Here is a 19070-nt window from a genome sequence, read left to right on the forward strand (position 1 = left end):
GAGTTGTCTTATCAATCGGCTACGGGCAACATAGCGGCTTATTTCAGGCTGCCACCGGAACCGCATGAGCGCAAACCACATTCCTGTCCAATTCAGCGATCGTAAGCGTCGTGCCGTTGACCGTCTGACGCGGCGACTGGTCACCTGCTGTGGCGTAGCGATCCTATTGCTGATGCTGCTGCTATTCTGCTGGTTGATTGGCGTGGTATTACCGCTATTTAATGCGCCGGGCCTGCAAATTGCGGCCAGCCAGCAGCTCTGGGATCGTGCGCCCGCTTTAGCCATAGGCAATCAGGGCAGTGTCGGCTGGCGAATCAGTGCACGCGGTGCGGCCCGTTTTATTCCGCTGGATGGACAGCCTGCGGAACCGGCGCTGACCCTGACTCCCGCTCCCGATGACGCCGTGCAGAGTGCCGATGGGCAAACACTGTTGCTGAATATGCAGGGCGCGCTAACGCTGATGCAGCCGACAGCCGACCAGCAATGGCGTTTTCCACTGGGTGACAAACCGTTCCATCTGCCTGATGGCGCGGTGACGAAGATGGCGCTGGCGACGCGTCATGCGGGCCAGTGGCGCATTGCTGCTCTCACCGAGGCCGGACTCCGGGTGCTGACGCTGGGCACCGATCGTCAGGCATCCATTATCCCGCTTCCGCAACGTCAGCTGGATCTGCTGGCACTCTCGCCATCCGGCGATCTGCTCTACACCACTGAAGGCAATATGCTGCGGGTCTGGCAACTTGATGATGATCGGGCACTGTTGCGCGAAACCCACATGCTGCCGCAGCCTCCGCAAAGTTTGCATCTGCTGGTGGGGGGGAAAAGCCTGCTGATCCAGGATAATCGCGGTGTCACCCAGTGGTTTGCGATTGCCAGCGATCAGGGGCCACGGCTGCAGCAAATCCGGACCTTTGCCGACAGCGACGGCGAGACGATTCTGGTGACGGAATCTCAACGTCGCGTGTTTGCGACCCTCAGTAAGCAGGGGATGCTTCGGCTGTTCGCCAGTAAGCAGGATGGCCCGATACTGCAGCGTCAGCTGGCGCCGGGCATTGTGCAGGCGCAGTTCTCTCCCCACGGCGACAGCCTGCTGATTGAGCGGCCGGGCAGCTGGCAGACACTGCGGCTTGATAATCCGTGGCCGGATGTCACCTGGCGCAATTTCTGGCAAAAAATCTGGTATGAAAACTACCCTGGACCCGACTGGGTCTGGCAATCGACTGCGGCCGGCGATAACTATCAGGCCAAATTCAGCCTGATGCCGATGGTCTCGGGAACGCTGAAAGCGGCCAGTTTAGCACTGCTGTTTGCGACACCGCTGGCGCTGGCGGCGGCGATGTACACCGCATGGTTTATGGCGCCAGGCCTGCGGCGCTGGGTTAAACCGGCCATTGAGATGATGGGTGCGCTGCCGAGCGTGGTGGTGGGGCTGATTGCCGGGATTTGGCTCGCGCCGCATATCGGTCAGGCGCTGGTGGGTGTGCTGCTGCTGCCGCTAACGCTGGCAGGCGCGCTGCTGCTGTGCGGCGTATTCAGCGCGCGTTTACCACCACGCTGGCGTCAGCCGGGCCGTGAGGTCATGGTTCTGCTGCCGCTGTTGCTGCTGGTCACGCTGCTGACGCTGTGGCTGCCCACACTGTTTATACCGGATGCCGGTGACTGGCTCCCGCATTACGAGCAGCGCAATCTGCTGGTGGCTGCGCTGGCGATGGGCTTCGCGCTGGTGCCGCTGATTTTCACCCTCTCGGAAGATGCGCTGTTTAGCGTGCCTGCTGCACTGGGGCAGGGCTCGCTGGCACTGGGGGCGACGCCCTGGCAGACACTGACCCGCGTCGTGCTGCCGGGTGCCTCTGCCGGTATTTTTGCCGCCCTGATGATCGGTCTGGGACGCGCCGTAGGAGAAACCATGATTTTGCTGATGGCGACCGGCAATACGCCGCAAAGTGAAGGTGGCCTGTTCAGCGGGCTGCGCGCGCTCTCTGCAAACATCGCCATTGAGATGCCGGAAGCGGCAGCGGGCAGTGCCCACTATCGCGTGCTGTTTCTCAGCGCACTGATGCTGTTGCTGTTTACGCTGGTGATTAACACGGTTGCCGAGCTGATCCGTCAGCGACTGCGTCAGCGCTACAGCCAGCACGAGGAGCAGGCATGAAAGCGATGCGACAGAATGACCGCTGGCGCTGGTTAACCGCCGGTGCCGTCGCCGTCTGCCTGCTGGCTTTTACGCTGCTGATTGGGCTACTGGCGTGGCAGGGCGTTCGCGCTTTCTGGCCGCAGCGCGTTGACCTTTATACGTTCAGTCAGCCTGAGGGCGGCGAAACACGTCTGCTGGGCGAAACGCTGGAACATCAGCGACGTTTTCCGGCCCCGGCCGATGAGCAGGGTAACAGCGGCGGTCAGGTGAATCGCTATCTGATCAAAACCGGTAACCGTGACTGGGACGCACCCGATTTCCGCGTCGTCTACAGTCGCACGGCAGCGAAGGTCAGCCAGCCAGCAGATATCATGGTGCTGCAACGCCGCAGTCACGGCCAGGCTTATGGCTGGTTTGTTGGCCTGCGTGAAGATAATGAAGAGTTAACTGCGCAGGATCCCGATGCGCTGCTGAATCAGCGGCTCGGACAGGTGCAGATGCTGGTGCGGCAGGCTAACCAGATTCGCCGGGTCGGGATGGCGCGCATCAACAGCCAGCGTGAGGAGCTTGATGAGCAGGCGGCCACAAACCGTGCTGCCGGCCACTTTGATCTGCAGGCCGAATCGGAATATCAGGCCAATCAGGCTGCCTTACAGCGCCGCTTCAATCAACTGAGTGAGACACTGGTCTCTCTGCAACTGCAGAGTCAGCGCGATGTGTTAGTTCTGCGGGATGTGCAGGGTACCGAGCATGCGATCCCGCTGACCGAAATCGTCGACAGCTGGAAACCTAATGCGATGACGCTGACCGGCAAAACCGGACATTTTTTGCATCAGCTATGGCGTTTCGTCAGTGACACACCCGCCGAGGGTGAAAGTGAATCCGGGGCGTTTCCGGCGATATTTGGCACTGTGCTGATGGTGTTGCTGATGTCGGTGGTGGTGATGCCGCTGGGCGTCATCGCCGCCATCTGGCTGCACGAATATGCCGGACGCAATGCGCTGACCAGGCTGGTGCGTATCGCAGTGGTTAATCTGGCGGGCGTCCCTTCAATCGTTTATGGCGTATTTGGTCTGGGCTTCTTTGTCTGGCTGGTGGGCGGCACCCTTGACCAGCTCTTCTTCGCCAGCGCGCTGCCGAATCCCACTTTTGGCACGCCGGGTTTGCTGTGGGCCTCACTGACGCTCGCCTTGCTGACGCTGCCGGTGGTGATTGTGGCGACTGAAGAAGGCTTATCCCGTATTCCCAACAGCCTGCGTCAGGGTTCGCTGGCGCTGGGCGCGACCCAGGCGGAAACGCTGTGGAACGTAGTGTTACCGATGGCGGTGCCGGCCATGTTGACCGGCCTGATTCTGGCGGTAGCGCGTGCTGCTGGTGAAACCGCACCGCTGATGCTGGTGGGGGTAGTAAAAATGGTACCGGAACTGCCGGTCGACGCAGTGTTTCCTTATCTGCATCTGGATCGCAAGTTTATGCATCTGGGCTTCCAGATTTACGATCTGGCGTTTCAGAGTCCGAATATTGAAGCTGACCGGCCGCTGGTGTTTGCCACCGCGCTATTGCTGGTGCTGATTATTCTGTCGCTTAATCTGCTGGCGATGGGCCTGCGCCACCGTCTGCGTGAACGCTATCGTCTTATGACTCAATAACAGGCTATGACTATGACGTCCGACACGGATATCGCGCTGACCGTTAACCATCTGTCGCTGTGGTATGGCGAGCGCCAGGCGCTGCAGGATATTTCTCTGCAGGTGCCGAAAAACAGGATTACTGCGCTGATTGGCCCCTCAGGCTGTGGCAAGTCGACGCTGCTGCGCTGCTTTAATCGTATGAACGACGTGATTGATCACTGCCGGGTAGAGGGCGACGTGCTGCTGGATTCACTGCCGATCCTGCAACCCGGACAGGATCTCTCTGCGCTGCGCCGTCGGGTCGGTATGGTGTTTCAGCGGCCCAATCCTTTTCCAAAGTCGATCTATGAAAATGTGGTCTATGGGCTGCGTTTACAGGGTGTGCGCGATCGGCGGGTATTGAACGAAGCCTGTGAACGGGCACTGCGCGCGGCGGCGCTGTGGAGTGAGGTCAAAGATCAGCTGTCACAGAATGCGCTGACGCTTTCGACCGGACAGCAGCAGCGGCTGGTGATTGCCCGCGCCATTGCGATTGAGCCGGAAGTGCTGCTGCTGGATGAGCCGACCTCCGCGCTGGATCCGATCTCCACGCTGGTGATTGAAGAGTTGATGACCACACTGAAGCAGCATTTCACGCTGGTGCTGGTGACGCACAACATGCAGCAGGCGTCGCGCGTGTCAGATTACACTGCGTTTATGCATCAGGGCGCGTTAGTGGAGTTTGATGAGACCGACCGGATTTTCACCGCGCCGAAACAGCGACGGACTGAAGATTATATTACGGGGCGCTACGGCTGAAGAAGGGGAAAAGCAGGCTTTCGTGAGGTGGGAATGAAGCACCCGCCCCGTCGCTTTGATTTTTTCAGCCGTCTGTGAGAAACCCCTGACGGCTTCCAGTGCATCAGTCGTTAGCATAGCCCTGCGGCGGCAGCGGTTCGCCATCCAGCCAGGCTTTGCCGTCTCGCATTTCCAGCCGACCCTCAACAAACCAGCTGATCACCAGCGGATAGATAGCGTGTTCCTGGTGCTGCACCCGCTCCGTAATCTCCGCTTCACTGTCGCCAGGAAAGACCGGCACTTTGGCTTGCAGGATCACCGGACCACCATCCAGCTCGTCCGTCACGAAATGCACGGACGTGCCATGTTCGCTGTCGCCATTTTCCAGCGCCTGACGATGCGTATTCAGACCTGGATATTTCGGCAGCAGGGAAGGGTGGATATTCAGCAGGCGATTATGAAAATGCGCCACAAAAGCGCTGCTGAGAATGCGCATATATCCGGCCAGCACAATCAGGTCTGGACGGTATGCGTCGATTTCAGCGATGAGCTGACGATCAAAAGCTTCGCGGTCAGCGAAGTCACTGGCGGCAAGCGCATGGGCGGGAATGCCCGCCTCCTGCGCCCGCGTCAGGCCATAAGCGGCGGCACGGTTGCTGAACACGGCAGCGACGCTGCCGTGAATCTGCCCGCTTTCACAGGCGTCAAGGATGGACTGAAGGTTACTTCCGTTGCCGGAAATCAGTACAACCAGCTTTTTCATCCGTTAATAACCACACGCTCTTCAGCATCCGACGCTTTAATCACGCCGAGCTTCCAGGCTTTCTCGCCTGCGGCCTGCATCAGCGCAATCGCCTTGTCCGCCTCTGCCGGGCTCAGGGCAATGATCATGCCGACGCCGCAGTTAAAGGTGCGGTACATCTCGAAACGGCTGACGTTGCCCGCCTGCTGTAACCAGCTGAATACCGCCGGCCATTCCCAGCTCTTCTCGTCGATCACGGCCTGAGTATTGTCAGGCAGTACGCGCGGAATATTCTCCCAGAAGCCGCCGCCGGTCAGGTGCGCAATAGCGTGCACATCGACCTGCTCAATCAGGCTCAGGATATTTTTCACGTAGATGCGGGTCGGTTCCAGCAGATGATCAGCCAGCGGTTTGCCTTCCAGCTGTTCAGCCAGTGGATCCGTGTTGCTGACTTCCAGAATTTTGCGCACCAGCGAATAGCCGTTGGAGTGCGGGCCGCTTGAGCCGAGGGCGATCAGTACGTCACCATCCTGCACCTTGCTGCCATCAATGATTTCTGACTTTTCCACCACGCCGACACAAAAACCCGCCACGTCGTAATCTTCGCCGTGATACATGCCTGGCATCTCAGCGGTTTCACCGCCGACCAGCGCACAACCCGACTGCAGACACCCTTCGGCGATGCCGGTGATCACCGCAGAGGCGGTTTCCACATCCAGTTTGCCGGTGGCGTAGTAGTCGAGGAAGAAGAGCGGCTCAGCGCCCTGTACCACCAGGTCGTTAACGCACATCGCGACCAGGTCAACACCAATGGCATCGTGGCGTTTGAGATCCATCGCCAGGCGCAGCTTGGTGCCGACGCCATCGGTGCCGGAGACCAGCACCGGTTCACGGTATTTTTGCGGCAGCGCGCAAAGCGCACCAAAACCGCCCAGTCCACCCATCACTTCCGGGCGACGCGTCTTTTTCACTACGCCTTTAATACGGTCAACCAGAGCGTTACCAGCATCAATATCAACACCGGCGTCTTTGTAACTGAGAGAGGTTTTGTCGGTCACTGCGAGGTCCCCACGCGAATTGCGGTTGGTGGTTAAAATAAAGCGCGGCAATTCTATCAGTGCAGGCAAACGTTTGCGAGTCCGGGATTGCGCATCGGGCGATTTTCATTAATCCTCTATTTGTTCCGGTAAAAGCCGCGGCTTTGCGCAAGAGCAGGTGGCGCAGGGCGCAAAAGGCGGTATAATCCCGCGATTTTTTTTTAGCTCAACTCATTCCGGGAGAACACCAATGAAGATCGTGGAAGTCAGACACCCGCTGGTCAAACATAAACTGGGCCTGATGCGTGAGCATGATATCAGCACAAAGCGTTTTCGCGAGCTGGCCTCTGAAGTGGGCAGCCTGCTGACCTACGAAGCGACCGCCGATCTGGAAACAGAGCGCGTCACCATTGAGGGCTGGAATGGCCCGGTAGAGATCGACCAGATCAAAGGCAAAAAAATCACGGTGGTCCCGATTCTGCGTGCCGGCCTGGGCATGATGGAAGGGGTGCTGGAGCACGTTCCCAGCGCCCGTATCAGCGTGGTGGGTGTTTACCGTGATGAAGAAACCCTGGAGCCAGTTCCCTACTTCCAGAAGCTGGTCTCTAACATTGAAGAGCGCCTGGCGCTGGTGGTTGACCCGATGCTGGCGACCGGCGGTTCCATGATCGCCACCGTCGATCTGCTGAAGAAAGCGGGCTGCACCAGCATCAAAGTGCTGGTTCTGGTTGCTGCACCAGAAGGGATTGCCGCGCTGGAGAAAGCGCATCCTGACGTCGAGCTTTATACCGCGTCAGTGGACCAGGGACTGAATGAAAAGGGTTACATCATTCCCGGGCTCGGCGATGCCGGGGACAAAATTTTCGGAACCAAATAATACGCACAGCCGACCAGAGAGTCGGCTTTTTTTTGGCAAAAAACACCCCACGGATTCGGCCTGCCGCAAGGCGCACCGGCGTGCCTGCTGCTGTGCCTGAGGCCCGAATCGTCGGGGAAAAAATAAGGGGATAAATGATGACTCGTCGCGCCATTGGCGTCAGTGAACGACCGCCGTTACTGCAAACCATTCCACTCAGCCTGCAACACCTGTTTGCCATGTTTGGTGCCACGGTACTGGTACCCATTCTGTTTCACATCAACCCGGCGACAGTGCTGTTGTTTAACGGGGTCGGCACACTGATTTATCTCTTTATCTGTAAAGGCAAAATTCCCGCCTATCTGGGTTCGAGCTTTGCTTTTATCTCGCCGGTACTGCTATTGCTGCCGCTGGGTTATGAGGTCGCACTGGGCGGGTTTATTCTCTGCGGCGTGCTGTTTTGCATCGTGGCGCTGATTGTCAAACGCGCCGGAACCGGCTGGCTCGATGTGATGTTCCCTCCGGCGGCGATGGGTGCAATTGTCGCTGTCATCGGTCTGGAGCTGGCGGGTGTGGCCGCGAATATGGCGGGCCTGCTGCCAGCTGAAGGCAGTGCGCCCGACAGTAAAACTGTGCTGATCTCGCTGGTCACGCTGGCGGTAACCGTATTCGGTTCGGTGCTGTTCCGTGGCTTCCTGGCTATCATCCCAATTCTGGTCGGGGTCGTGGCGGGTTATCTGCTTTCCGCGTTTATGGGCATCGTGGACTGGAGCGGCGTGGTCAAAGCGCCCTGGTTTGCACTGCCGACCTTTTATACGCCGCGCTTTGAGTGGGTGGCGATGCTGACGATTCTGCCTGCGGCGCTGGTGGTCATTGCCGAGCATATCGGTCATCTGGTAGTCACCGCCAATATCGTGAAGAAAGATCTGATTCGCGACCCCGGCCTGCATCGTTCGATGTTCGCCAACGGTTTATCGACCGTCATCTCCGGCTTCTTTGGTTCCACACCCAACACCACCTACGGTGAAAACATCGGTGTGATGGCGATTACCCGCGTCTACAGCACGTGGGTGATTGGCGGCGCGGCGATTCTGGCGATTCTGCTCTCCTGCGTTGGCAAACTGGCGGCGGTGATCCAGGCGATCCCGGTTCCGGTTATGGGCGGTGTGTCGCTGCTGCTGTATGGGGTCATTGGCGCCTCCGGTATCCGGGTGTTGATCGAATCCAAAGTCGATTACAACAAAGCGCAGAACCTGATCCTCACCTCGGTGATCCTGATCATCGGGGTCAGCGGGGCGAAAGTGCATATCGGCGCAGCGGAGCTGAAAGGCATGGCGCTGGCGACGATAGTCGGTGTCGGACTGGCGTTGATCTTCCGGGTTATCTCGCTGCTCAGACCTGAAGAAGTGGTGCTGGAGGCTGAAGAAACACGCGAGCAGTGATCGCCGCGAGCCTGACAGGATCCGGGGCAGGGACGCCCCATTCATCTCTTTCTGAAAACTGTGTTAGACTTCCCCCGATTTTTTGCTTGTTCTCTTGCTGAGGTGCTTCTGAACACGCCGGCACAATTGTCATTGCCACTCTATTTACCTGACGATGAAACCTTCTCCAGCTTCTGGCCGGGGGAAAACCCGTCGCTGATTGCCGCCCTGAAAGGCGCGCTCAACCAACAACATGGCAGCTATCTCTACTTCTGGTCACGCGAAGGCGGTGGGCGGAGCCATTTGCTGCATGCCGCGTGTGCCGAAATGTCCGCGCGCAGTGAAGCCGTGGGCTATGTTCCGCTGGATAAACGCACCTGGTTTGTTCCGGACGTTCTGGAAGGGATGGAGCAGCTGTCACTGGTCTGTATCGATAACATCGAGTGCATTGCAGGCGAGCCGGAATGGGAAATGGCGATCTTCGATCTCTATAACCGCATTCTGGAAACCGGTAACACGCGTCTGTTTATCACCGGCGATCGTCCGCCACGCCAGCTTAATCTTCAGCTGCCCGATCTCGCCTCGCGGCTCGACTGGGGGCAAATCTATCGCCTGCAGCCGCTTTCTGATGAAGATAAATTACAGGCGTTGCAGTTGCGTGCCGGGTTACGCGGATTTGAGCTGCCGGAAGATGTGGGTCGCTTCCTGCTGAAGCGACTCGATCGTGAAATGCGCACGCTGTTTGATACGCTGGATCGTCTTGATCGCGCCTCGATCAGCGCCCAGCGCAAACTCACCATTCCCTTTGTTAAAGAGACCCTCGGCCTTTAAAGAATGTCGAGCACCGCATCTGGCGGGCGGCCAATCCGCGCCTTATCGCCATTGATCACTATCGGCCTTTCAATCAGCACCGGATTCTCTACCAGCGCATCCAGCAGCGCACTTTCACCTTTGTCGTCAAGCGCCAGCTCGCTGTAGATCGCCTCTTTAGTTCGCATTAACTCGCGTGCGCTCTGCATACCCAGTTTCTGTAACAGGATTTGCAGCGTCTCGCGGTCGGGCGGCGTCTGCAGATAGAGCACCACATCCGGCTCAATTCCGCGGGCAGTCAGCAGCGCCAGCGTCTCACGGCTCTTGCTGCAGCGCGGGTTGTGATAAATCGTCACCATCTCTGACTCTCCTTTCTTCTCTGTTCGCGACGTGCTGGCGGTGTGAGTGCTTAGCCTTTCTGATACTGCTTAAAGCGCTGTTGTAACTGGCGCAGCTGATCGATACGGGCATCGTAACGCGCCTGTTTCAGGCTGCCGAGCGGCACCTGTGCGCTGGCACTGCTCAGGGTGGTGATCGCCTGATCAAGCTGGCCATTCAGCGCAAGGCTCTCTGCCCGCGCCGATAACTCTTCATCATGCAGTCCCTGCTGTGCCGAGGCCTGTGCCAGTAAATCCCAGCCGTTGGGATCGTCTTTATTGGCCCAGGTGTAGCGGTTCAGAATACGGCTGGCATTGGCATACTGTTTCGCTTCAACGTAGGCATTGGCCAGATTGAGCTGCACGACCGGACTGTTTTTGGCACCGGTTGCGGCGGTGAGCAGGGCGATGGCCTGCTGTGGCTGATTCAGGCCGATATCAATGTCCGACATGATATCCAGGAACCAGACATTATTGGGCTGCTTCGCCAGCAACGGGGTGATAATCCGTTTCGCATCGGCGTAACTCTTCGCCTGCAGAAACTGAATGGCTTTGCCATATTGTGACGCCATCTGCTCACGGGAATTGCCGCTGGCGTACTGACTCAGCAGTTCATCGGTCAGCTGATTACGTCCGGTAGAGTACATCCCCAGCGAACGCACCTTTGCCATATAGAAATCTTCCGTGGATTGCACCACCACCGGCCGCATCTGATTAGCACGGTTGCGGGCATCCGCCAGACGACTGTCGGGCAGGGGATGCGTCAGCAGAATTTCAGGTGGCTTCGAAGAGAAGCGGCTCTGATCGGCCAGTTTTTGCAGAAAGTTCGGCATTGCCTGGGGATCGAAGCCAGCGCGCTGCAGCACCTGAATCCCGATGCGGTCTGCTTCCTGCTCATTGCCCTGCGTAAAGCTGATAATTCCCTGCTGCGTTCCCGCCAGAGTACCCGTCAGCGCGGCCATGCCCGCCTGCGGACTGGCCATCGCCAGCAGAATAGAGCCAAGCGCACCGACCCAGGTCAGTGGCGCGTTGCGCTTCTGATCTTCCATGGCACGCGCCAGATGGCGCTGGGTGACGTGCGAGATTTCATGTGCCATCACTGAGGCCAGCTGGCTTTCATTATCAGTGAAGCGGAACAGCGCCGAGTGCAGCACCACGTTGCCACCGAAAAAGGCAAAGGCGTTAAGCTCGTCGTTCTGAATCAGAAAGAAGTGGAACGGCGTTTTCACCGAGTCGGCGTGAGAAACGAGTCGTTGCCCCAGCTGATTAATGTACTGATTGAGCAGCGGATCGTTGATTAGCGGCGCACTGGCGCGCAGCTGGCGCACATAGAAGTCGCCCATCTGCAATTCCTGATTAATTGATAGCGTCGAACCCGCCGTAGTACCAATATCGGGAAGTGAGTCACTGACATCGGCGTTAGCGGGTGTCAGAGTGGAGAAAATGAGCGTCGGAAGGAGCGCGGCGATCAGCGTTTTCTTTAACGAGTTCAACATGCCTGAATCCTGTAGAGAGGCCCTGAGAATGGACAGGTGCGCAGCGGGAATGTTCCGTTTTTCGCAGATAACGACGGTTCGTGACTATCTTAACCAGGGCCTCAAAAGAAAGAAATGTTGTTTTCTGGCAAATCGCCCGCCTGATTTGAGCAAGATCGCCGATTATGAAGAAAAAAATTGAATATCCTGCCAGTTTAAACGGCAGTTAAACGAAAAAAAACTGGCGGGGTATTGCCGGGGTCGTCAGCGGTTATATTACGGCGTTGTTGTTTATTTACATTGCGCTTCGTTGAATCAGAGCAGAATCTGCTGCCAGACAACCGAAGCCAGTAAGCTTATTTTTATAAAGTTATGTAAATTCACTCAAAAAAACTGAACATGGCATGTGTTTTTCCAGGTCTACTCTGAAAAAATAACGCACTCTGCGCCGCTAAATGCCTTTCAACCATTGATAAATCAAATCGTCTGTCCCGCCTTATCCCACGTATTCCAGATTAGCCTGGTTGTTATTTTTATATAATAAATAGCATCGAAAAGGAAAAAGAAGAAATAGTCAGATCCACTTCAGATAAGACTTTTTATTTCTCATCATAAAACTTTTCGATTAATTCCGGCTGTGAATAATTTCAATAGTTATCAGCGCTGCGTTGACCTGAATTTACAGAGGCAAGAATTACACCTGCGCTGTGGTATAGATAGCCGACCTGATTCAATTCTGAATCTGCCAGACATAATATGCCGGAGAAAAGGGTTATGCGTTCAGTTGTTTCATACGCGTTAATCGCCATTATTGGCGGCGTCGTTGGCGCGGCTGTCACACAGAGTGGCGATATTTACGACAAAGTGACACGCCATTTTGCAACCGAGCCACAGGAAGCACCCGGATTCTGGAGCACGCCGGCGATTGAAGGTTACGGAAAAATTCATTACGAGCCTGACGCCGCGTTTAAACCGGTGCCGGGCCTGAGTAACAAAATTGTTTTCCAGATTACCCGAAGCGACGGGGCGATGACCGCGCCCAATCTGGGGCTGGAACGCGTAGCCAGGGTGGTCAATCTCTATATCGCCTCGGGTATTCCGGCTGACCAACTGAAGTTTGTGGTGTCAGTCACCGGAGATGCGACGCCCGCCATGCTGGACAATGCCCATTTCAAACAATTTTATGGCATCGAAAATCCAAACCTGAAGCTGATTAATGAGCTGAATCAGGCGGGAGTGAAAGTCTCGGTCTGCGATCAGTCCGTGGCATTCCATCACTATCCCAATAACTGGATTGATAAATCCGTGGTACATGCGCTTTCCAGTCCAACCACCGTATCAACCCTGCAAAATCAGGGATACGCGTGGCTGGCAATGTAATTCATATTTAAATAATTGGGAGAAACGTAAATGCGTCCAGCAGCTTTAGTGGTGATGGCAGCCGTTGCCGGATTTATTGGGGGCAATGTTTTACAGTTGCCGGAATTATACGATAAGGTCAGTGGGAAAATGGCAGATAATAAATCTGAGCCTGCTGATTTCTGGAGTACGCCAGCAATCGAGGGCTACGGAAAAATACATTATGTCGACACGCCCGCATTTAAACCCGGCACGACAGCGGGCCTGAGTAATAAAATTGTTTTCCAGATTAACCGTAATGAAGGCGATATTCGTAAGCCGAATCTGGGTCTGGAGCGCGTAGCGCGCGTCACCAACCTCTATTATGCGGCGGGTGTGCCACTCGACCAGCTGAAATTTGTGGTGTCGATTAACGGTGATGCAGTGTCATCAGCGCTGAATAATGATCAGTTCAGCAAAGCTTATGGCGTGGATAACCCGAACCTGAAGCTGATCAGCGAGCTGAAAAAAGCGGGCGTTCAGGTCACTATCTGTGATCAGTCTGTCGCGTTTCATCAGCTTGATCGCAACTGGATTGACCCGATGGTCACTCATACCATCTCCAGCGGCACCACCGTTGCCACCCTGGAAAACAGCGGTTACGCCTTCCTGATGCTTTAACTCTCCAGCAGCGGCGTCACTGCCGCTGTCATCTGTCAGTCAACTTCCTGAGATACGCCTGTCATATAACGCCACTAGTTTAGACCGCAATGAGATCGATCTCATTGACGATAAACGAGGCAGACATGACCGATTTAATCAGCGTAGCCAGACTGGCAGGGGTTTCCCGCGCAACCGCTGCGCGCGCCTTCTCTGATCCTCATCTGCTTAAACCGGGTACGCTGCAAAAGGTGCTTGCCGCTTCAGAACAGATAGGTTTTCGGCCGAATTACATTGCCCGTCAGCTCCGTACCCGCCACTCCACCACGCTCGGTGTACTGCTGCCTTCTCTGCTCAATCCGGTTTTTGCCATGCAATTGCAGGCGATGGAGCAGCAGGCGCAGCAGGCAGGCTATGCGTTGCTGGTGGCGACCAGTGATTATCAGGCTGAGCGGGAAGCAGCCATTGTCGAACATATGCTGCACCAGCGTGTTGCCGGTCTGGTACTGACGGTGGCAGACGCCGACCGCAGTGCGCTGCTGCCCACACTGGCGGCAGCGAAGATGCCATTTGTACTGACCCACAGCGTGCCGCAACAGCACGCATGGCCTGCTTTGCACGTCGACAACCGCAAAGCGATGGCCGAAGCGACCACCCATCTCATCTCTCTGGGTCACCGTCACATCGTGATGGCCGCAGGCCCAATGCAGCAATCCGATCGCGCACGTCTTCGCTTTCTTGGCTACTGCCAGGCCATGCAGCAGGCCGGCCTGACGCCGCAGGCGATGATTGAGATGCCCAGCCATATCCACTCCGATTTCAAGCCGCTGCTGCCGCTGATGAATGCACCTTCGCCGCTGACTGCAGTGATTTGCAGTAACGATCTGCTGGCTATCAGCCTGCTGGGGGCGGCTGCACGTGCAGGTGTCAGCGTGCCGCATCAATTGTCAGTGATCGGTTTCGACGGCATTGCGCTGGGCGAACAGCTTTCACCGTCACTGGCGAGCGTGGTTCAGCCGATTGCGCTGATGGGAACGCTCGCCATTGATCTGCTTCTGAATCCGGGCAGTGAAACCCACCTGCTGCCCCATCATTTACGGATCGGGGAGAGTATCGCCCCGGCATTTTATGGCTCTTCTTCAGGGAAACATCATGTCACTCACGTTTAATCTCAGATATATCGCCAGCGCGGCGCTGCTGGCTGGCTGCACGCTGACCAGTTCATGGGTCCAGGCGGCGGAAAATGCTATCTGCTACAACTGCCCGCCTGAGTGGGCCGACTGGGCCACGCAGCTTCAGGCGATTGAAAAAGCGACCGGGATTCATGTGCCACAGGACAATAAAAACTCGGGTCAGGCGCTGGCGCAGCTGGTGGCAGAGAAAAATAATCCGGTTGCCGACGTGGTCTATTACGGCGTCAGCTTCGGCATTCAGGCTGTCAGTGCTGATGTGGTCAGCGCGTATAAGCCGGCTCACTGGGATGAAATCCCGGCCGGTATGAAAGATCCGGCGGGCAAATGGGTAGCGCTGCACTCCGGTACCATGGGCTTTATGGTGAATGTTGATGCGCTGGGTGGCGCGCCGGTGCCGCGATCCTGGGATGATCTTCTGAAGCCGGAATATAAAGGCATGGTGGGTTATCTTGATCCGGCCAGTGCCTTTGTAGGCTATGTGGCCGCAGTCGCGGTGAATCAGGCCAAAGGCGGCAGCCTGCATGACTTCACTCCCGCCATCAACTGGTTCAAAGCGCTGCAGCGCAACCAGCCCATTGTGCCTAAGCAGACCGCCTATGCGCGGCTGATTTCAGGCGAAATACCGATTCTGATCGACTATGACTTCAACGCCTATCGCGCCCGCTACAAAGATCACGCCAATGTCGAGTTTGTGATCCCGAGTGAGGGAACGGTGACGGTGCCGTACGTTATCAGCCTCGTGAAGAACGCGCCGCATCCGGCCAACGGTAAGAAAGTGATCGATTTCGTGCTGTCCGATGCGGGCCAGGCAATCTGGGCCAATGCCTGGCTGCGTCCGGTACGGGCTGGCGCAATGTCACCTGAGGCGAAAAAATATTTTCTGCCTGACAGTGATTATGCGCGCGCCCACACGGTCGATTATCAGCAGATGGCCGATGCACAGAAGGGCTTCTCCGCACGCTATCTGAGTGAGATTCGCTGATGTCACTTTCAGACATTAATTCCTTAACCACGGGTGGGCCGCTTCGCCATCGGCTCCGCCCGCTGGGGGCAAACTGGCCGTGGATGCTGTTGCCTGCGCTGCTCTTCTTTGCCGCCTTCTGGGTGCTGCCGTTTGCCCGCCTGTTGCAGATCGGCATGACGGAGGATCGCACCACGCACCACAGTGGCTACTGGACGGTAATCAGCCAGCCACAATATCTGCAAAGCCTGCTGAATACCGTCCTGCTCTCGGCGGCGGTGACCCTGGTCACGCTGCTGATTGCGGCGGTGGTGGGCTGCTTTCTGGCGCGGCAGCGCTTTCCCGGGCGAGGAACGCTGCTGGCGCTGCTGACCTTTCCGCTGGCTTTTCCGGGCGTGGTGGTGGGATTTCTGATGGTCATGCTGGCGGGGCGTCAGGGTGTGCTGGCGCAACTCAGTCTCAGCCTGTTTCATGAACGCTGGGTCTTCGCCTATTCACTCAGCGGCTTATTTGTTGGCTATCTCTACTTTTCGCTGCCGCGTGCCATCGTAACGCTGGTGGCGGCCAGTGAGAAACTGGATAGATCGCTGGAAGAGGCGGCCCGTTCACTGGGTGCCAGCCAGTGGCGCATCATCATAGACGTCATCATACCCGGACTGAAACCGGCGCTGCTCTCCTGTGGCGCACTCTGTTTCGCCACCAGTATGGGCGCGTTTGGCACCGCCTTTACGCTGGGTACCGAACTCGCTGTGCTGCCGCTGACCATTTACGGTGAGTTCACCAATTACGCTAACTTTGCCACTGCGGCGGCACTCTCAGTCGTGATGGGCGCCGTGGCCTGGCTGGCGCTGATGCTGGCTAATGGCCTTACGCGCCGGAAGGAGCATGAATCTTGAAACGACGGGGTCTCTTCTGGCTGCAGGTTGCGATCACCAGCCTCACCGCACTGTTTATGATCGTGCCGGTCATGCTCTCGATGCTGGCGGGCGTTACACAGAACTACTTCGCGGGCCTGCGCAGTGGCCTGACACTGAAGTGGGTGGAGCAGGTGTGGCAGATGTATGCCGACACCTTCTGGCTGTCACTGCTGATTGCGCTGAGCTGTCTGGCGGTGACGGTCATTGCTGGCGTACCCGCCGCCTGGGGCTTACTCAAGTCACCGTCACGCTGGGCCTCGCGTATTGAGGAGTGTCTGATGCTGCCGGTGGCGTTGCCGGGCCTCGCCACCGCGCTGGGCATCATTCTGCTTTACGGTCAGTTCAGTGCGTTGCGCGACAGCTGGCTCTTTATCCTGATCGGCCATGTGCTGTTTACACTGCCCTTCATGATTCGCCCGGTGCTGTCGGTGATGCAGGCGATTGATCTTCCGCGCCTGGAAGAGGCCGCCGCCAGCCTGGGGGCGAGTTTCTGGCGTCGCTTTTTTACTGTGGTCGTTCCGAACTGCCGTAACGGCATTCTGGCGGGTGCGTTTATGGTCATCACCCTGTCGGTGGGGGAGTTCAACATTACCTGGATGCTCCACACACCGCTGACCAAAACGCTGCCGGTGGGGCTGGCCGACAGCTACACCTCCATGCGGCTGGAAGTCGGTTCTGCCTACACACTGATCTTTATCATGATGATTTTACCGCTGCTGCTGTTGCTTAACGCCTGTAATCACTGGCTGGAACGGCAAACGTCGCGGCAGCAGAGAGAGGAAACCGTATGAATGAGGCCATCAATGTGACGCTGCGCCACTGCTCGCGTCGCTTTAATCAGCAGGTCGCGCTGCATCCGCTCGATCTGCGCGTGCACGCCGGAGAAACGCTGGTTCTGCTGGGACCGTCGGGCTGTGGTAAAACCACGCTACTGCGCATTATCAGTGGCCTGGAAAGCAGCGATCCGCCGGGCGAGATCTGGTTTGATCAACGTAACGTTACCGCGCTGCCGATTGAGAAACGCAATGTCGGCATGGTGTTCCAGAACTACGCGCTGTTCCCGACACTTAACGTGGCGCAGAACGTCGCCTATGGCCTGAAGGTGCAGGGCGTGCCGCGTGCCGAGCGAGAGGCGCGGGTTGCAGAGATGCTGGCGCTGGTTGATCTGACGCCTCTGGCACATCGCGCGATTGATAAGTTGTCCGGCGGGCAGAAACAGCGTGTGGCGCTGGCACGTGCGCTGGCCGCCCGGCCTAAAGTGCTGCTGTTTGATGAGCCGCTGGCGGCGCTTGATGCCAGGCTGCGCGACCGACTGCGTCTGGAGATCGGTGCGCTGCTTAAGCGGCTGGCGATCACCGCCGTTTACGTCACGCATGATCAGCAGGAGGCGATGGCGCTGGGCGATCGCATCGCGGTGATGGAGCAGGGCCGTCTGGTGCAGCTTGATACCCCGCAGGGCATTTATCAGCGTCCTGCCTCCCGCTTTGTGGCCGATTTTGTGGGTGCGATTAACTGCGTTGCGCACGACCCGGAAGGCCATCCTGTGCGTTTTTGCCGCCCGGAAGATGTTCTGCTGGCCGATGATACGCGCTATGCCCAGCGCGGCGTGGTGGTGGGCAGTATGTTTCTCGGCGCTTCACAGCGCTTACTGATTGATATCGGACTGGATAATCCCATTCAGGTCGATCGTCATGCGCGCGAAATCTGGCAGGCGGGGCAGCGTATCAGCTGGTCGCTGACCAGCCACGCCGCGCTGGAATTCAGTTGCTAAGGAGTCTGTTGTGTCTCTTCAACCCACATTGATTGCTCAAATCAGCGATCTGCATATCAAGGCCCATGGCCGCCTCTCATACAAACAGGTCGATACCCATGCGGCGTTACTGCAGGTTATCGATACCCTCAACTCGCTGCAGCCGCGACCTGATGCAGTGGTAATTACCGGCGATCTGGTCGATTTTGGCAGGCCGGATGAGTATCAGACTTTGCGGGAAGCCCTGCAGCGCCTGCAACCGCCGTTTTATCTCATGGCGGGCAATCACGACGACCGCGAGGCGCTGCGGGCTGCCTTCCCTGATCACGGCTATCTGCAATCCGGACCCACACTGAACTGGCAGCTGAGTGTGGGCGGCGTCAGGTTGATTGCCCTGGATTCCAGCGTACCGCAACAGCCGTGGGGTGAGGTAGATGAGGAACAGTTAGAATGGCTGGACCAGGCGCTGGGCATGTCCGCGGATCAGCCCACCCTGGTCATGCTGCACCATCCGCCTTTTGCCTGCGGCATTGCGCATATGGATCGGCAACGGTTACGCCATCCGCAGGCTCTTGAGGCGATCATTGCCCGTCATCCGCAGGTAGAACGGGTCTTGTGTGGACATCTGCATCGCAGCCTGCAGACCCGCTTTGCTGGCACGCTCGCCTGTGTCGCGCCGGGCGTATCGCATCAGGTCGCGCTGGATCTGCATCCGGAGGGGCCCGCGCACTTTATCCTGGAGCCGCCCGGCTATTTACTGCATTGCTGGCAACCCGGAGAGGGAATGGTCACACATCAGTGCGCGATTGGCCATTTTTCAGGACCCTGGCCATTTTACGATAGTCAGGGATTAATCGATTAGTGCCAGCTAAATCTGTATTAAGCGGGGTAAAATTTGTCTTAGTGCTGCTCAAAAATGCCGACACAGTGTAGACTTAAGCCCGGATATCAGGGCCTCTGGCACACTTAAAAAAATAATCAGGCATTCACG

At 57.2% G+C, this 19070-nt stretch carries 18 protein-coding genes; 14 read left to right on the forward strand and 4 right to left on the reverse strand.

Annotation, left to right across the window (positions count from 1 at the left end):
- Positions 1–64: 64 nt before the first annotated feature.
- Genes LQK91_RS00725 through pstB form a run of 3 tightly spaced genes read left to right on the forward strand, consistent with a single transcriptional unit; the run spans position 65 to position 4563 of the window.
- Entirely contained in the window at positions 65–2152 is a 2088-nt protein-coding gene (locus tag LQK91_RS00725; protein ID WP_105098920.1) for an ABC transporter permease subunit, read from the forward strand.
- Positions 2149–3783: a phosphate ABC transporter permease PstA gene (gene pstA, locus LQK91_RS00730; protein ID WP_105098921.1), complete on the forward strand. Its 1635-nt coding sequence runs from the start codon at positions 2149–2151 to the stop codon at positions 3781–3783. The genes LQK91_RS00725 and pstA overlap by 4 nt, the downstream gene beginning before the upstream one ends.
- Before the next feature lie 12 nt (positions 3784–3795).
- The gene (gene pstB, locus LQK91_RS00735; protein ID WP_003848740.1) at positions 3796–4563 is read left to right on the forward strand and encodes a phosphate ABC transporter ATP-binding protein PstB; all 768 of its coding nucleotides are present in this window, start codon (positions 3796–3798) and stop codon (positions 4561–4563) included.
- Positions 4564–4666: 103 nt separating this feature from the next.
- Here pstB and purN read toward each other — a convergent pair whose 3' ends face one another.
- A complete protein-coding gene (purN, locus tag LQK91_RS00740; protein WP_078804660.1) occupies positions 4667–5305 on the reverse strand; it encodes a phosphoribosylglycinamide formyltransferase in 639 nt (212 codons plus the stop codon).
- Positions 5302–6342: a phosphoribosylformylglycinamidine cyclo-ligase gene (purM, locus tag LQK91_RS00745; RefSeq protein WP_003848745.1), complete on the reverse strand. Its 1041-nt coding sequence runs from the start codon at positions 6340–6342 to the stop codon at positions 5302–5304. Before purM ends, purN begins: the two co-directional genes overlap by 4 nt.
- Before the next feature lie 229 nt (positions 6343–6571).
- Between purM and upp the strand changes: the two genes are divergently transcribed.
- From upp to hda, 3 genes are all read left to right on the forward strand, one after another.
- The gene (gene upp / locus LQK91_RS00750; protein ID WP_003848753.1) at positions 6572–7198 is read left to right on the forward strand and encodes a uracil phosphoribosyltransferase; all 627 of its coding nucleotides are present in this window, start codon (positions 6572–6574) and stop codon (positions 7196–7198) included.
- A gap of 137 nt (positions 7199–7335) precedes the next feature.
- Positions 7336–8619, forward strand: a complete 1284-nt coding sequence (gene uraA, locus LQK91_RS00755; protein WP_105098922.1) for a uracil permease — start codon at positions 7336–7338, stop codon at positions 8617–8619.
- A 102-nt stretch (positions 8620–8721) separates the two neighbouring features.
- Positions 8722–9429 carry a DnaA inactivator Hda gene (gene hda, locus LQK91_RS00760; RefSeq protein WP_033743385.1) on the forward strand — a complete coding sequence of 236 codons (708 nt, stop codon included), beginning with the start codon at positions 8722–8724 and terminating at the stop codon, positions 9427–9429.
- Here the strand turns inward: hda and arsC are convergent.
- Positions 9426–9767 carry an arsenate reductase (glutaredoxin) gene (arsC, locus tag LQK91_RS00765; protein WP_008926552.1) on the reverse strand — a complete coding sequence of 114 codons (342 nt, stop codon included), beginning with the start codon at positions 9765–9767 and terminating at the stop codon, positions 9426–9428. The genes hda and arsC overlap by 4 nt on opposite strands.
- Before the next feature lie 50 nt (positions 9768–9817).
- Positions 9818–11281 (reverse strand): beta-barrel assembly-enhancing protease, encoded by a 1464-nt coding sequence (locus LQK91_RS00770; protein ID WP_078804657.1) that lies wholly within the window; start codon positions 11279–11281, stop codon positions 9818–9820.
- Positions 11282–12034: 753 nt separating this feature from the next.
- Between LQK91_RS00770 and LQK91_RS00775 the strand changes: the two genes are divergently transcribed.
- From LQK91_RS00775 to LQK91_RS00810, 8 genes are all read left to right on the forward strand, one after another.
- The gene (locus tag LQK91_RS00775) at positions 12035–12640 is read left to right on the forward strand and encodes a DsrE family protein (RefSeq protein WP_003848761.1); all 606 of its coding nucleotides are present in this window, start codon (positions 12035–12037) and stop codon (positions 12638–12640) included.
- A gap of 30 nt (positions 12641–12670) precedes the next feature.
- Complete coding sequence (locus tag LQK91_RS00780) at positions 12671–13279, forward strand: DsrE family protein (RefSeq protein ID WP_003848763.1); 609 nt, start codon at positions 12671–12673, stop codon at positions 13277–13279.
- Between the two features lie 125 nt (positions 13280–13404).
- Positions 13405–14427, forward strand: a complete 1023-nt coding sequence (locus tag LQK91_RS00785; protein ID WP_105098923.1) for a LacI family DNA-binding transcriptional regulator — start codon at positions 13405–13407, stop codon at positions 14425–14427.
- A complete protein-coding gene (locus tag LQK91_RS00790) occupies positions 14411–15433 on the forward strand; it encodes an ABC transporter substrate-binding protein (protein ID WP_003848768.1) in 1023 nt (340 codons plus the stop codon). Before LQK91_RS00785 ends, LQK91_RS00790 begins: the two co-directional genes overlap by 17 nt.
- On the forward strand, positions 15433–16308 hold the full coding sequence (locus tag LQK91_RS00795) for an ABC transporter permease (RefSeq protein ID WP_033761480.1): 876 nt from the start codon (positions 15433–15435) through the stop codon (positions 16306–16308). The genes LQK91_RS00790 and LQK91_RS00795 overlap by 1 nt, the downstream gene beginning before the upstream one ends.
- Positions 16305–17120 carry an ABC transporter permease gene (locus LQK91_RS00800; RefSeq protein WP_003848771.1) on the forward strand — a complete coding sequence of 272 codons (816 nt, stop codon included), beginning with the start codon at positions 16305–16307 and terminating at the stop codon, positions 17118–17120. The genes LQK91_RS00795 and LQK91_RS00800 overlap by 4 nt, the downstream gene beginning before the upstream one ends.
- The gene (locus tag LQK91_RS00805) at positions 17117–18100 is read left to right on the forward strand and encodes an ABC transporter ATP-binding protein (protein ID WP_003848773.1); all 984 of its coding nucleotides are present in this window, start codon (positions 17117–17119) and stop codon (positions 18098–18100) included. Before LQK91_RS00800 ends, LQK91_RS00805 begins: the two co-directional genes overlap by 4 nt.
- 10 nt (positions 18101–18110) lie before the next feature.
- Positions 18111–18941, forward strand: a complete 831-nt coding sequence (locus LQK91_RS00810; RefSeq protein ID WP_003848775.1) for a phosphodiesterase — start codon at positions 18111–18113, stop codon at positions 18939–18941.
- The last annotated feature ends 129 nt before the right edge of the window (positions 18942–19070 follow it).

The sequence above is a fragment of the Pantoea sp. MHSD4 genome, assembly GCF_021043305.1.
GTDB classification, from domain to species: Bacteria; Pseudomonadota; Gammaproteobacteria; order Enterobacterales; family Enterobacteriaceae; genus Pantoea; species Pantoea eucalypti.

What these genes read in the sequence shown, in the direction of transcription:
- LQK91_RS00725 (WP_105098920.1), top strand. Translation starts at nt 65, where the DNA reads ATGAGCGCAAACCACATTCCTGTCCAATTCAGCGATCGTAAGCGTCGT.
- pstA (WP_105098921.1), top strand. Translation starts at nt 2,149, where the DNA reads ATGAAAGCGATGCGACAGAATGACCGCTGGCGCTGGTTAACCGCCGGT.
- pstB (WP_003848740.1), top strand. Translation starts at nt 3,796, where the DNA reads ATGACGTCCGACACGGATATCGCGCTGACCGTTAACCATCTGTCGCTG.
- purN (WP_078804660.1), bottom strand. Translation starts at nt 5,305, where the DNA reads ATGAAAAAGCTGGTTGTACTGATTTCCGGCAACGGAAGTAACCTTCAG.
- upp (WP_003848753.1), top strand. Translation starts at nt 6,572, where the DNA reads ATGAAGATCGTGGAAGTCAGACACCCGCTGGTCAAACATAAACTGGGC.
- uraA (WP_105098922.1), top strand. Translation starts at nt 7,336, where the DNA reads ATGACTCGTCGCGCCATTGGCGTCAGTGAACGACCGCCGTTACTGCAA.
- arsC (WP_008926552.1), bottom strand. Translation starts at nt 9,767, where the DNA reads ATGGTGACGATTTATCACAACCCGCGCTGCAGCAAGAGCCGTGAGACG.
- LQK91_RS00770 (WP_078804657.1), bottom strand. Translation starts at nt 11,281, where the DNA reads ATGTTGAACTCGTTAAAGAAAACGCTGATCGCCGCGCTCCTTCCGACG.
- LQK91_RS00775 (WP_003848761.1), top strand. Translation starts at nt 12,035, where the DNA reads ATGCGTTCAGTTGTTTCATACGCGTTAATCGCCATTATTGGCGGCGTC.
- LQK91_RS00780 (WP_003848763.1), top strand. Translation starts at nt 12,671, where the DNA reads ATGCGTCCAGCAGCTTTAGTGGTGATGGCAGCCGTTGCCGGATTTATT.
- LQK91_RS00785 (WP_105098923.1), top strand. Translation starts at nt 13,405, where the DNA reads ATGACCGATTTAATCAGCGTAGCCAGACTGGCAGGGGTTTCCCGCGCA.
- LQK91_RS00790 (WP_003848768.1), top strand. Translation starts at nt 14,411, where the DNA reads ATGTCACTCACGTTTAATCTCAGATATATCGCCAGCGCGGCGCTGCTG.
- LQK91_RS00795 (WP_033761480.1), top strand. Translation starts at nt 15,433, where the DNA reads ATGTCACTTTCAGACATTAATTCCTTAACCACGGGTGGGCCGCTTCGC.
- LQK91_RS00805 (WP_003848773.1), top strand. Translation starts at nt 17,117, where the DNA reads ATGAATGAGGCCATCAATGTGACGCTGCGCCACTGCTCGCGTCGCTTT.